At 47.0% G+C, this 13764-nt stretch carries 10 protein-coding genes; all 10 read right to left on the bottom strand.

Going from position 1 to position 13764, the window contains the following annotated elements; translation table 11 throughout:
• Positions 1 to 7: 7 nt before the first annotated feature.
• The 10 genes from rimP to gpr all read right to left on the bottom strand — a co-directional run bounded on the left by rimP (position 8) and on the right by gpr (position 13706).
• A complete protein-coding gene (rimP, locus tag AOA56_RS05485; protein WP_053769149.1) occupies positions 8 to 475 on the bottom strand; it encodes a ribosome maturation factor RimP in 468 nt (155 codons plus the stop codon).
• 210 nt (positions 476 to 685) lie between these two features.
• Positions 686 to 1453, bottom strand: a complete 768-nt coding sequence (phnX, locus tag AOA56_RS05480; RefSeq protein ID WP_024732238.1) for a phosphonoacetaldehyde hydrolase — start codon at positions 1451 to 1453, stop codon at positions 686 to 688.
• A 1-nt stretch (position 1454) separates the two neighbouring features.
• Positions 1455 to 2549, bottom strand: a complete 1095-nt coding sequence (locus AOA56_RS05475) for a 2-aminoethylphosphonate--pyruvate transaminase (RefSeq protein WP_053769127.1) — start codon at positions 2547 to 2549, stop codon at positions 1455 to 1457.
• Positions 2550 to 2659: 110 nt separating this feature from the next.
• Entirely contained in the window at positions 2660 to 5323 is a 2664-nt protein-coding gene (locus AOA56_RS05470) for an extracellular solute-binding protein (RefSeq protein WP_053769126.1), read from the bottom strand.
• A gap of 2 nt (positions 5324 to 5325) precedes the next feature.
• Positions 5326 to 6096 (bottom strand): ABC transporter ATP-binding protein, encoded by a 771-nt coding sequence (locus tag AOA56_RS05465; RefSeq protein WP_024732236.1) that lies wholly within the window; start codon positions 6094 to 6096, stop codon positions 5326 to 5328.
• 190 nt (positions 6097 to 6286) lie between these two features.
• The gene (locus tag AOA56_RS05460) at positions 6287 to 6904 is read right to left on the bottom strand and encodes a DUF6198 family protein (protein WP_117493563.1); all 618 of its coding nucleotides are present in this window, start codon (positions 6902 to 6904) and stop codon (positions 6287 to 6289) included.
• A 165-nt stretch (positions 6905 to 7069) separates the two neighbouring features.
• Positions 7070 to 9319 (bottom strand): DNA gyrase/topoisomerase IV subunit A, encoded by a 2250-nt coding sequence (locus tag AOA56_RS05455; RefSeq protein ID WP_024732235.1) that lies wholly within the window; start codon positions 9317 to 9319, stop codon positions 7070 to 7072.
• A gap of 32 nt (positions 9320 to 9351) precedes the next feature.
• Complete coding sequence (locus tag AOA56_RS05450) at positions 9352 to 11274, bottom strand: DNA gyrase/topoisomerase IV subunit B (RefSeq protein ID WP_024732234.1); 1923 nt, start codon at positions 11272 to 11274, stop codon at positions 9352 to 9354.
• A 100-nt stretch (positions 11275 to 11374) separates the two neighbouring features.
• Complete coding sequence (gene spoIIP / locus AOA56_RS05445; protein ID WP_024732233.1) at positions 11375 to 12559, bottom strand: stage II sporulation protein P; 1185 nt, start codon at positions 12557 to 12559, stop codon at positions 11375 to 11377.
• 52 nt (positions 12560 to 12611) lie between these two features.
• A complete protein-coding gene (gene gpr, locus AOA56_RS05440) occupies positions 12612 to 13706 on the bottom strand; it encodes a GPR endopeptidase (protein ID WP_024732232.1) in 1095 nt (364 codons plus the stop codon).
• Positions 13707 to 13764 lie beyond the last annotated feature (58 nt).

Below are 13764 nucleotides of genomic sequence, written 5' to 3'. Positions count from 1 at the left end.
AATAATACTAAAAATCAAATGCCAGCCTGATCAGTGCAATCTCTTTTCTGTCAAAATTCTGTTTTGTTCCATCTTCATAAGAAACCGTTACAGATTCACTATCGTACTTTTCAAGCACTCCTGTAAACTCTTTGCGGCCTTCTACCATCCTATATGTCCGGATCTCCACTTCCGCACCGATACTTCTTGCAAAGTCCCGCTCCTTCTTTAACGGTCTTCCCAGCCCTGGTGAACTCACCTCCAGGATATAGCTGTCATCGATAAAATCTTTCTGATCCAGAAGATCGGAAAGCTCCCGGCTGACAACTTCGCAGTCGTTAATCGCAATCCCCCCCGGCTTGTCGATGTAAGCTCTTAAATACCAGGTTCCTGCCTCCTTCACATATTCTACGTCAACCAGTTCAAACTCATACTTTTCGAGGATCGGAATCAGCAATTCCTCTGTTCTTTGCTCAAAGTCTTCTCTTTTTGACAATCCTAACATCCTTTCTTTGTTTAATATAAGGAACAAAGTTCCCGGATTCCAATAAAAAACCGCCAAGCACTAAAGAAGAGTGAACATAACGTCCACTCTTCTGCCGATTTCTTATGTAACTATATGCACTATAGCACGTTTTTATGACAAAATCAAGGGGTTTTGCCTTTTATTTCAGTAACTATTCAGGATATTTGGCTGAATAGGGACTTATTTTACGATATCAAGAAGTCCACGGATATCACGGATCACATAATCCGCTCCCGCTTCTTTGTAGATCTTCTCGGCTCTTTCGTACTGTTCCCTCTGCTCTTTTTCTGTAAGAGCGTCAAACTCTCCTTTGGAAAGTCCAAGAACAGAGCTTCCCTCCACAATGCCGACAGTTTTCATGCCCGCATGAATGCCTTCCCGGATATCAGATACCGTGTCTCCCACCTTGATGACCGCCCTCACATCGGAAAGCCCAAGCGTCTCCATATTCTTAAAGATCATGTACGGATATGGACGCCCGTAGTTTCCCACCGCATTCGGGCTGAACCAACAGTCCGGCTCATATCCGAGTTCTTTTGCTTTTGGCACAACAATGGACATCATCTCGTCTGTATAGCCTGTGGTGGAGCCAATTTTCATTCCCATTTCCCGAAGGCTTGCGACTGTCTCTGTCACGTATGGCTTCGGATCCGCAAAGTCCGGAAGGATCTCCAGAATCTTTTTTTCGCTGAGTTCATAAACATCCTGAACGTCTTTTTCTGTCCAGTCTCTGCCATATTTATCCCGCCAGAGAGCGCTGATACGCTCTCCTTGAAGCATGGTACGGATGTGGTCGATTTTCAACATTCCCATCGGTCCTCTGACCTCCTCCATCGTCGGGTCGATCCCGTACTCATGGAAAGCGTCAAGAAAGGCCTGCACCGGTGCAAAGCACCCATAATCTACTGTTGTTCCTGCCCAGTCAAAAATCACTGCTTCGTATTTCATCTTAGTTCGTCTCCTTTAAAAATTCTGAAATAATTGCTGTCACCTTCACCATATCTTCCGGATAAATCTCCCCGATATTTCCGATACGGAATGTGTCTGCGTCTGTCACTTTCCCCGGATAGATGGCGTATCCTCTCTCCTTAATATACTCATACATCTCCTGGAAGGAGAAATGATGATTTTCCGGATAATAAAAAGTCGTAATAATTGGTCCCTGAACATCTGCTCCGACATACGGTTTGATGCCCAGTTTTGCCAGGTTTTCAATAAGGATCTTATGATTTTGGGTGTAACGCTCATTTCTCTTTTCGGTTCCGCCCTCTTCTTTCAGCTCATCGAGCGCTTTGCGGAACGCCAGCACTACATGGGTCGGAGACGTGAATCTCCATTTTCCATCCTTTTCCATAGTCTCCCACTGATCATAAAGATCCAGAGAAAGGCTTCTTGCTTTACCCTTGCTTTCCATCAGCTTATCTCTTCTGCAAATAATGAAAGAAAATCCTGGTACGCCCTGAATACATTTATTGGCGCTGCTGACGATGAAGTCAATTCCCAGCTCTCCTACCTGAATGTCTACACCGCCAAAGCTTGACATCGCATCCACGATGAATGTCCTGCCTCTTTCTTTTACAACTTTTGCCACGGAAGAGATATCATTCAATATTCCGGACGTTGTCTCGCTATGTACCATCGCCACATGCGTGATGCGTCCGTCTCCGTCAAGAATCTCCGCAATCTTCCGGGCACAAGGTACTTTATCAAAATCTTCTTCATACAAAGTATAATCAATGCATGCGTGCTCTGCAATAGAAACCATCCGTTTGCCATACGCACCGTTCGCCGCAATCAAAAGCTTCTCTTCTTTTCCGATCACACTGGTCAAAACGGATTCCACACCGAATGTCCCGCTGCCCTGCATAAGAACAGCCGTGTATTCCTCTTCGGAAACATGAGCAAGATTCAGAAGTTCCCTGCGGATCTCCTGGGTGATCTGTTTGTAATCGTCATCCCATGTGCAATGGTCAAAAAGCATCTCCTTTTTTACTGTTTCGGTTGTAGTGAGCGGTCCCGGTGTAAGTAATTTGTAGTTCTTCATGTATTTATTCCTTTCTTCCATATGATATATTCTGCGTCTAAGGCGCAGGCAGAGACTGTCAGAAAGGTGCCTCTGACAGTCTGTCGTCTGAATATTACCTCCTGCAATATTTATTTGCAGGCTTCAGATAATTCCTGATGTTTTTCCAGTAAGTCCGCCGTAAGCTTCTCGGAGAATACTTTCGGGTAAGCGGATTTGTTGTCTGAATCCTTCTCGCCCTCGTAAATCGCAAGCGGGTAGGTTTTCTGCAGTGCTTTCCTTCCCTTTTCAATAATGCACTGCGCCATCTCCATGGCTTTGTCTGCCTTGTCTCCGTTATCTTTATCCACGACTGCCACAGACTCTGTCAGAGAAAAATTTCCTTCTGTCGGGTCTACATAATCGATTGGAAGTCCGTCTTCCTTATCTGCCACCGCCTGGTGCCGCAGTCCAAATCCGACTGCCACCTCCCCGGCACGTACTTTCTTCAGTGGTGCGGAACCGGAATCTTCAATGTTGTCTCCTGCGTTTGCGTAAATCCCTTTCAGAACATCCTTTGCCCCATCTTCTCCGTACTCGCTTACCAGCGCCTGGATCAGAAGCCATGCAGTAGAAGAGCTCTTAATATCCGTCACGGAAATCAGATCCTTATACTGCTCGTCTGCCAGATCTTTGATACTCTTCGGTGTATCCAGATGATTCTCTTTTAACAGTTCCGTATTGACGATGATAGCCCCTTCCTGTTTTGTGATCGGCGCATAGAAATCAGAAGCGTCATTCTCGCTGATCGTCGTATAATCAAAGGTCAGATCTTGAAACATCGTATTCTGTTCCTGGGCGCTGTCCAGATAAAACGAACTCATCGTAACCAGATCTGCCTCCAGATTCTTGCCCTCTGCGATCAGCTTCCCGCCAAGCTCGGACGTTCCAAAGGTCTGGAACATATATTCTCCCTCGTATCCATTCGCGTCCAGCGTCTCCTTCATGGCGTCAACCGCCTCTTCATCCGCATTGGAGTAAATAATGACCTGATCGTCTGAAGATCCGGATGCTTTCGAGTCTCCTGCGGAGCATCCTCCAAGCATCAAAGAGCCTGCTACCAGACATACCATCATCATTGCAGTTACCTGTCTCATTTTCATAATGTTTTTCTCCTTTTTCACTTTCGATTCGGATTTTTTTCTATCTGAAAGGAGGAATAATACTCCCTTCATACAAAGGTTCGTCAGAAGGATCAGAATAGACAGCACAAAGATTTCATTGAATTTCATAAAGTACTGCAATTCTTTGATCTTCGTTGTGATAACCATGGTTCTTGCCCCGGCGATAAAAATGACCGCACTGACGGTGACCATGGCGTTTACAAAATAGTATCCGAAGACTTCCATCAGGGTGGAGGACATATTCGGTGTAATGATCCGAAGTAATGTCTTGCCCCAGGAATCTCCTAAAAGCTTCGCTGTCGCTTCCCAGGAAGTATTTAACTTCAGCAGCGCGTTTTTGATCATCAGGTACGGCGTCGAAAAATAGTGGATCATGTTACAGATGATGATCAGGAAAAATGTATTCTGCAACGTTGTTCCAGAGAACACGAGCATATAAGCAATACCGATCACCATTCCCGGAATGGTGTTGGTAATGAGTGCCGTACTCTCTATCACCTGCTTTACAGAACCCCGCAGGCTGCTGCGTGCAGAAACCAGGGCACATCCGTAAGCCAGAATTGTTCCGAAAATTGCGGTCAGAAACGCTACAAACAGGGAGTTTTTATATACTGCTGTCAGTGTATTATCCCGAAGCACATCCTGAAAATGCCCCAGAGTAAAGACAGCCCGGTACGGCCATTCCTGAATAAACGGCATAATAAAAATTACCGCAAAGATGGCGAATACACAGAGCAAAACTACAGCAGAACCAATGACGCACAATACGTCCCGCATCTTATTTTTTGCAAGTTCGATGGTGGAAATCTTGTTGTAACGGATATTGTACCGTTCCAGAAATTTCAACAGCAGGATGCTGACAATCGACGGAACGAGCATAATCACTGCCACAACCGCTCCATTATTGAAGTTTGGGATACTCCCAAGCATCTCATTGTAAAGAACCGTGGCAACAACCTCGTACTTCCCTCCTACCGACTCCGGAATTCCGTAATCCGTAAAGCAGAGAAAAAAGCACTGTACAAACGAGGTGGCGAAAGTGCCGAGCAGCGGCCGGATAATTGTCTGCAAAAAGGATTTTAGCGGGGTATCCCCCATGATTCGGGAAACAACCATGAATTTCTTATCAATATAGCCCATCGTATTAGACAGAAGCATAAAGGATACCGGCAGGGTGTAAATCACATATCCAATCACCAGCCCTTTAAATCCGTAGATATCAAAAAGCTGTCTGCCGAACAGTCTCGTCAAAAGTCCCTGTTTTCCAAAGGAGTAAATAATAGCAAATCCATATGTGATGGTCGGCAGAAGCATCGGAAGCTGTGCTGCCAGCCGGATAAATTTCTTATAACCTCCCGGCGCGTTTGTGTAGTGGACGGTATAGGCAAGCAAAAACGCAAGCAATGTTGCCACGATAGCACTGACAATGGAAACTTCCAGGCTGTGTCTTACCGCAAGCCCGAAGCCTTTCTGGGTAAGCATCGCTCCGTAATGAGCCAGGGAAAATCCTGTCTCCCCTTCCAAAGACTGCTGGAAGAGTACAACTACCGGTACAAACAAAAATGCCAGGAAGAGCAGGATCGCGATACCATAGATCCCTTTGATTTCTTTTTCTTTGATCTTCTTTCTCATTGTTACACCACCTGAAACCTTTTTGCCTCGGATTCGCTGAAAAGCATCATAATGTTGTTTCTCTTGATTTCGAGCTGCCTTAAGATAAATTTCTTTACAAAATCTTCTTCAGGCGCGTTGATGATGTCCTCTGGTCTTCCAAACTGAGCAATATTCCCCTGGTTCATAATGAGCACCTTGTCGGAGAGGGTAAGCGCCTCTTCTGGGTCGTGGGTAACGATGATCGTTGTCAAATGATACTCTCTTGCGATCTCTTTGATCTTATCCTTAATAGATTCCTTGATAACACCGTCCAGAGCGCTCAACGGTTCGTCAAGCAGAAGGATCTTGGGCTTCATCACCATGGTTCTTGCCAACGCTACTCTCTGCTTTTGCCCGCCGGAAAGCTGCTCGATCTTCTTGTCCAGATGCTCCTTTAATCCGAGAAGATTTATCAGTCCGTTTACCTCTTCCACTGTGGCGAGATTTTTATTGTTACGCAGTCCGTATGTAATATTCTGCTTCACATTCAAGTTCGGAAACAGTGCGTAATCCTGAAATACGATATTGAAACCTCTCTCTTCCATCGGTACGTGCAGGATATCTTTCTCCTGAAAGATCAGTTCCCCCGCATCCGCCTCTGTCAGACCGAGAATGATATTTAACAGTGTTGTTTTTCCACATCCTGATGGACCGAGGATGGAAACGATCTCTCCGTCTTCGATCTCAAGATTGATGTTCTTTAATACCGGAACTCCGTCGAATGATTTCTTAATATGCTTTAACTCCAGCATAAAAAATGCCCCTTTCTTTGTTTCTCTCTTTCCGATTTTCTATTCATGTATCATCCTTTCATACTATACCCTGCTCCGCTTTTTCATTCTATCCAGGTCTCGTAAAGCTTATGTAAAACTCTTGTTATTGTTTATGGGGAAATGTTAAAAGAAATTAACAAACGCAAAAAAAGAGGGGGAACCCCTCTTTTTAACATTCCTGTTCGGAACGAGATGTGTTGATTATTTTTTTCTGCGAGTCTCTGCCGTACATCATTACCAGATCAATAAGAAACGATGACAAGGTTACAGTCACCACGGAAAAGACGATGTGAATAATCGGAATGTAGGAAATCGAAAGCCCCAATACTACTAAATCGGTGAACAGATAGCAACGGGAGAGCCGCCAATGCGTCACCTTGGAAATAGAGAGCGCCAATGCGTCATCTCCGCCGCTGGAACCGCCTTGCCGGACAATGAGTCCTACACCGATTCCTACGAATATACCGCCAAAGACTGCCGCCGCCAGCGGATAATCCGACAGATCCGGCAGAAGATACGGGAAAAGCTCCCAGAGATTATAAAAGGTGGAGACGCAGAACGTGGACAAGATGGACACCTTGATAAAACGGGTTCCCAAAAACCGTAATGCCAGAAGGTAACATGATACATCCAGCACCGGTGTAATCCAACCAGCCGGCAAACCAGACCAGTGATGGATGAACAACATCATCCCGATCACTCCACCCTCCGTGATTCCAGTCCGCTCGTGAATATTGTGGATTCCGAAAGTAGCGATCCCCGCCCCAATAGCAATCCAGAAAAGCATCTGGAGCGTGATTCCTTCTGTCAGTTTCTGAACTGTTCATTTCATTTTGTTCTTTAACATAAGAACACCTCCTCTATTTCTATCTTAAACTCTGGTATTATACCAGAGTCAAGAACTTTTTTAATAAAGAAGGTGTCTTTTCTTAATAAAATCTTTTCAGAAACTTTATCCTCGCTGTTTAATTCCCTGGGTATCCCGTTTTCCGGTCTTTAGACGATTCAGAGAGATCTCTTTCTCTTTATAGGATACTTTCGTCTCGTTTCCCTCCGCAAAGACATAGGCATTTTCCACGCAGTCCTGCTTTTGCAGCCGGATTCCCCTGATTCCGAGTGCCCCTTTTTTCTTCTCAGAGACGTCACCCACCATAAATTTCAGGAAGTATCCGCTCTTTGTCTGAAGTACGATAAAATCCTGTCCGTTCATACGAAGTATCTGACGCACTTCATCCCCCTCCTGAAGCTTGGTAGCTGCAGTGGTCCGCTTGGAGACGAGAAATTCCGATCCATCCACCCGTTTGATCAGTCCGTCCTTTGTCACAAAAATCAACATCTCACCTTCCAGATCCGTTTCGCTTATCACTGTGACGATATGCTCTGCGGTGCTGTCATAATTGCTGATGTTGTCCACCGGAAGCCCTTTGCTCCGGAAGTTTCCGTGAGGCAGCTCCAGTACCTTAATCTGGTGCATACGCCCTTCCGCCGTAAAAAGGCAGAGCTTTCCGGTATTCATACAGGTGATGATATAACGGCTTTCTAAATCCGCCGCCTCCTGGTTTCTCTCGTACACAGACGGGTCTACCGTCCTTGCATAGCCGAAGCGGTCGATCAGGCAAACCACTTCCTGCTCCTCAATCTTCTTCTCCTCGTATACTGCTTCTTCGGCATTTTCAAGCAGAGTCCGGCGCTTTACACCGTATTCCTTTTTCAGACGGTTCAGATCTTCGATGATAACAGCAGACATTTCATCATAATCGTTCAATATCTTCTCGTATCGCTCGATCTTACGGACGGTCTCTTTGTGTTCCTTTTGCAGAGCTTCGATCTCAAGCCCGATCAGCCGGTAGAGACGCATCTCCAAAATGGCGGTCGCCTGCCGCTCCGTAAAAGAGAGAAGCTTCGCCATCTTCTCCGAAGTTTTACTCCTGAACCGGATCTCATCGGTAATACCATACATCAAACAGGCTTTGGCGTCTTTGACCGAACGGCTCCCCCGAAGAATCTCGATAATCAGATCGATCACGTCGCAGGCTTTGATAAGCCCCTCCTGTACTTCCCGCTTCTCCTGTTCCTTGGAAAGAAGCGTTCTGTACTTTCTGGTGGTAATTTCAAACTGGAAATCCACATGGTATTCGATGATCTTCCTAAGTCCCATAGTCTCTGGTTTCCCGTCCGCCACCGCCAGCATATTCACTCCAAAAGTATCTTCAAGCTTCGTTTTCTTGTAAAGCATGTTGATGAGCTTGTCCACGTCAGCATCTTTTTTCAGGTCGATGACAATGCGGATGCCCTCCTTGGAAGACTGATTTGAGATATCCACAATATCCGACGTCTTCTTTGTCTCTACAAGGGAGCAGACGTCATTTAAAAACTTTCCGATTCCGGCTCCGATCATCGTATAAGGAATCTCGGTAATCACAAGGCGCTTGCGTCCGCCTTTTTGATCTTCCACCTTTACTTTTCCCCGTATCTTAATCTTACCGTTTCCGGTCTCGTAGATCTCCGCCAGGTCGTCCTGGTTGACAACGATGCCTCCCGTCGGAAAATCCGGCCCTTTGACATACTTCATCAGTTGCTTTGTAGTGATGGCATTATTCTTCATATAGGCTTTCACCCCGTCGATGACCTCGCCTAAATTGTGGGTCGGGATACTTGTCGCCATACCAACCGCAATCCCCTCGGCCCCATTGACAAGTAAATTCGGGAAACGCACCGGCAGTACTTCTGGCTCCTTTTCCGTCTCGTCAAAGTTCGGTACAAAGTTGACGATATCTTTATCAAGGTCTGCCAGGAATGCCTCCTGTGTCACTTTCGCAAGCCGTGCCTCGGTATAACGCATTGCCGCCGCTCCATCCCCTTCGATGGAACCGAAATTGCCGTGGCCGTCCACCATCACCATGCCTTTCTTGAAGTCCTGGGCCATGACTACAAGCGCCTCATAGATAGAGCTGTCGCCGTGCGGATGATATTTACCCATCGTATCTCCGACAATACGGGCGCATTTCCGGTACGGTCTGTCGTAACGGATCCCCAGTTCATACATATCATAGAGGGTCCTTCTCTGCACCGGCTTTAGTCCGTCCCGTACATCCGGCAGCGCTCTGGAAATAATGACGCTCATGGCATAATCAATATATGATTTTTTCATCACATCCGAATACTCGGTGCGAATGATCTGTTCCTTTTCCTTCTGACTCATGTCTCTTCCTCATTTCGTATGATCATCATCTGCTAAATATCAAGCTCCGCCTCTCTGGCGTTCTCATAGATAAACATCCGTCTTGGGGGCACTTCGGTTCCCATCAGCATCTCGGTAACGCTGGATGCCATTCTGGCATCCTCGATCTCTACTTGCTTTAAGATCCGGGTCTTCGGATTTAAGGTCGTCTCCCAGAGCTGATTTGCGTCCATCTCACCGAGACCTTTGTATCTCTGGAGGGTAAATGGGCCTTTCTGTGTCTTGCGGTACTCATCCAGAGCCCGGTCATCGTAGAGATATTCCTCCTTGCCGTTTTTGGGCATTGCCTTATAAAGAGGAGGCATGGCAATATAGACATGTCCTTCAAAAATCAGCTCCGGCATGAAACGGTAAAATAAGGTCAAAAGCAACGTCGAGATATGGGCGCCGTCCACATCCGCATCCGCCATGATAATAATCTTGTCATACCTAAGCTTCGTAATATCAAAGTCATTTCCATATCCTTCGGAGAAGCCGCATCCAAACGCATTAATCATCGTCTTAATCTCCGCGTTCGCCAAAACCTTGTCGATACTTGCCTTCTCCACATTGAGAATCTTTCCCCGGATCGGCAGAATAGCCTGGTACATCCGTTCTCTTGCCGTCTTGGCAGAGCCGCCCGCAGAATCTCCCTCAACAATGAAGATCTCACATTTCTTCGGATCCCGGCTCTCACAGTTGGCAAGCTTCCCATTGCTGTCAAAGGAATACTTCTGCTTGGTAAGAAGATTGGTCTTTGCTTTTTCTTCGGTCTTTCGGATCTTCGCCGCCTTCTCCGCACAGGAAAGCACTTTTTTCAAAACGTCCAGATTCCGGTCAAAATAGCGTACAATCTCGTCGTTTGTCACCTTGCTGGCTGCTTTGGCCGCATCCTGATTGTCAAGCTTTGTCTTCGTCTGCCCCTCAAATCTTGGATCCGGGTGCTTGACAGAAATAATGGCGGTCATACCATTACGGATGTCGGCTCCGGTGAAATTGGCGTCTTTTTCCTTCAGCACGCCGATTTCCCTTGCGTACTGGTTCATCACCGTAGTAAACGTCGTCTTAAACCCGGTCAAATGTGTGCCGCCCTCCGCATTGTATATATTGTTACAGAAGCCAAGGATATTCTCATGGAATTCGTTGACGTACTGGAAAACTGCTTCTACTTCGATTCCCTCGGCCTCGCCCTTAAAATACACCGGGTCATGAATGGGCTCACTTTTGGAATTTAAGTCCTTAATGAATCCAATCAGTCCGTCCGGCTCGTGGTATGTGATCTCCTCCTGTGGATCTTTCCGCTTGTCCGTAAAATAAATCGTCAGCTCCGGATTCAGATAGGCCGTCTCGTGAAGGCGGCTCTTGATTTCCTCCTCCCGGAATCTCGTCTTCTCAAAAATCTCGCCATCCGGAAGGAAATTGATCTTCGTTCCCGTTTTTTTCGTCTTTCCAATGACCGGAAGAAGCCCCTTGTCCAGTTTCACCACCGGTACGCCCCGCTCATAGCGGTCGTGGTGGATCGCTCCGTCCCGGCTGATCTGCACATCCATATACTCGGAAAGGGCATTGACAACGGAGGAGCCCACCCCATGAAGCCCGCCGCTTGTCTTGTAAACGGAGTCGTCAAACTTCCCGCCCGCATGAAGCGTCGTGTAGACGATCCGCGCCGCTGACACGCCCTTCTGGTGCAGTCCTACCGGCACGCCGCGCCCGTCGTCCGCAACGGTCGCGGAGCCGTCCTTTTCCAGTGTCACTTCAATATTTTTACAAAATCCGGCCAAATGTTCATCCACCGAATTATCCACGATTTCGTATACGAGATGATTCAGTCCTTTCGTACTCACACTTCCGATATACATACCCGGACGCTTCCGGACCGCCTCCAGACCTTCCAGTACCGCAATACTGTCCGCATCGTATGTCGTATGTTTCGCCATCGTATTCTTCCTTTCTCCTTATGCTCTTCTGGTGTTCCTGCCAGTTCATTACTTTCAACAGTGTACCACAATCGAACATACGATTCAAGAAATTATATTTTTACCCGTTCAGAACCCGGTTCAATGATTCTGCCAGCGGCTCCATGGCATTTTTCATCTCCTGAACCGTATTCGTCTGAGCTCCGGCCTCTATCAGAAGCATCTTCGGTACAAGCTGCATATTGTAGCGGTAGCCTTTCAGATAAATATTTCTCGTAAATCCCGGATAATGCTCCTCCGCATCCAGTTTCATCTGCAGGGAGAACGCCAGATTATCCTGGATGTACGGATTGTTAAAATACTGAATATCCCCGTTCGCCCTCGTCCGGCACAGCCCGTTAAAATACATGATTTTTGCCGTCTGCTTTCCATTGACATCTGTCACCAGGTGGGTATTTTCGTTCACACCATCTCTATGTAAATCGATCACCACCTCAATCGAAGGATTTTCCGCCAGGATCTTTTCCGCCGCTGCCCCCGAAAGTTCGTATGCCTCACTCCGATCGAGTTTTCCGTTGATAATATCGTAGACGCCACGGTCATGGATCGTCTTGATATGATAGGTATTGTTTAGAAGATCCGTCAGATAGTCTCCGATCCCCACAATAGAAGTTTTATCATCTCCCGGCACCGAGTCCACAAATGTCTCCTGAGAATGGGTGTGGTAAATAAGAATCTTCGGCCCGTTGTCCTTTTTTGTAAACTTCATATTTTTGGCAAGCAGTGTCTCCGCGTTCAGTTCTTCCGGGCTCGTCATCGTCGTACTGTCAATCGTATAGAAGTGACTCGTCAGATACTCGTAGTCTTTGAGTTTCTCCCTGTCTACAGTTCCTTTGACCTGAGATTCGTGGGGCACTTCCGTGGTACTTTCCTGATTCTTCTTAATGAGTTTCCCGTTCTCATCTACTTCGTTCTCATCCTCCGCTTCCTTTTTCAGAAGCATTTCGTAAGTCTCCGTGTCCTCGATCTGAGTCTCGCTGACCTCGTTCGCCTTTACGTAGTTTCCAAGGGGTGTCATCTTCATCGCCTGCTTTGCCACCCACTCGCCCACTGTTCCCTCCGGCTCTTCCCCGAACCGGATAAGGGTCGGAAAGTACATTGCTTCCGCCCCTTTCTGGATCGTCTGTCCGATTTCTGCCCGTAGAAACTCTGCTGAACTTTCATAGCCTCCCAGAATAATATATCCGCCAAGCACACCCACCACTCCTCCGATCAGAAGATGATGGAGACGTATCTTTCCACTCAAATACCTCACTCTACTTTCTTAAAACCATGATCCAAATTTTCGTGTCTTAATACTATATGCCTGCTTTCTTCGGATTATGTGCCTGTCCTTTTGTTTCCTTTCCCTTCGCTTTTACTGAATCTTGTTCCTCTCCCTGTTTTGCCAAACTGTCTCCATTCGACTCTTTTGCTGAAAAAAGCAGGTTCAGCCCTTCAGAAATGGTAAAGCTGATCCGCTTCACTGTCTCGTCCACATCCTTTGGAGTCACAAACATCCCGTTGAGATGAGGCGAAATCAACTGCCGTACAAGCTCATATTTTTCTGCCGCATGGTAACCTTGCAGTACAACCCCAACCCCTTTAAGGGTCTCTGAGTGTTCCATCTCTTTCATCAAATTCTCCATGGCGTCGTTGACAATAGTGGCAGCGTCCACGACAGTCGGCACTCCGATGGCAATCACCGGAACCCCGACGCTTTCCTCTGTGATGGCATTGCGGTGGTTCCCCACGCCGGATCCTGGATTGATCCCTGTGTCTGTAATCTGGATCGTCCGGTTCAGACGCTTGGAATTCCTCGCTGCCAGGGCATCTACCACGAGAATCACCTCCGGTTTTGTCTCCTCCACGACGCCCCTTACGATCTCCGCTGTCTCCATTCCGGTCTGAGCCATCACACCGGGAACAAGGGCGCTCACCAAAGTCACTTCATCCTCGCCCATAGCATACTTTCCGTATTCCCGGACGATGTGCCTTGTGATATTCAGATTGTCCGCCACTCTTGGCCCCAAAGCGTCCGGCGTCACTGCCCGGTTTCCAAGCCCCACCATCAGCACCGATACGTCCTCCCCTGTATCCCGCTTTTCCTGCCGTTTCCATTTATGGCGCAGAAGTCTTTCCACACATTCGGCAATCTTTACAGAGATTTCCCGGTGGTAAGCCTCATCCGGAACGGCAAGATTTGGCGCTTCCATTGTAATATATGTTCCCACAGGCTTTCCCATCGTCTTTGCTCCATTTTCTGTCTTAATAATGACCGTTGTCGTCCGAACTTCCCACTCTTCGTCGTACTCCTCCTCCAGGACAACGCCCTGGACCTCTACGTTCTCTTCTTCAAATCGCTCTTTCTCCTCCAAAGCCAGATCGGTCCGGATACTATACTTCTCAACCATGATAAAACCTCGCTTTTTTTCATTTATTCCATAGTTTCTCAAAAAAAAGCCGAAATAT

The organism is Sellimonas intestinalis (genome assembly GCF_001280875.1).
GTDB classification, from domain to species: Bacteria; Bacillota; Clostridia; order Lachnospirales; family Lachnospiraceae; genus Sellimonas; species Sellimonas intestinalis.
This window is presented reverse-complemented; position numbering and strand designations above follow the sequence as displayed.

Excerpts from the sequence above, each read along its gene's own strand:
- phnX (WP_024732238.1), bottom strand. The coding sequence starts at position 1,453 with ATGAAATACGAAGCAGTGATTTTTGACTGGGCAGGAACAACAGTAGAT.
- AOA56_RS05475 (WP_053769127.1), bottom strand. The coding sequence starts at position 2,549 with ATGAAGAACTACAAATTACTTACACCGGGACCGCTCACTACAACCGAA.
- AOA56_RS05470 (WP_053769126.1), bottom strand. The coding sequence starts at position 5,323 with ATGAGAAAGAAGATCAAAGAAAAAGAAATCAAAGGGATCTATGGTATC.
- AOA56_RS05465 (WP_024732236.1), bottom strand. The coding sequence starts at position 6,096 with ATGCTGGAGTTAAAGCATATTAAGAAATCATTCGACGGAGTTCCGGTA.
- AOA56_RS05460 (WP_117493563.1), bottom strand. The coding sequence starts at position 6,904 with ATGCTTTTCTGGATTGCTATTGGGGCGGGGATCGCTACTTTCGGAATC.
- AOA56_RS05455 (WP_024732235.1), bottom strand. The coding sequence starts at position 9,319 with ATGAGTCAGAAGGAAAAGGAACAGATCATTCGCACCGAGTATTCGGAT.
- AOA56_RS05450 (WP_024732234.1), bottom strand. The coding sequence starts at position 11,274 with ATGGCGAAACATACGACATACGATGCGGACAGTATTGCGGTACTGGAA.
- gpr (WP_024732232.1), bottom strand. The coding sequence starts at position 13,706 with ATGGTTGAGAAGTATAGTATCCGGACCGATCTGGCTTTGGAGGAGAAA.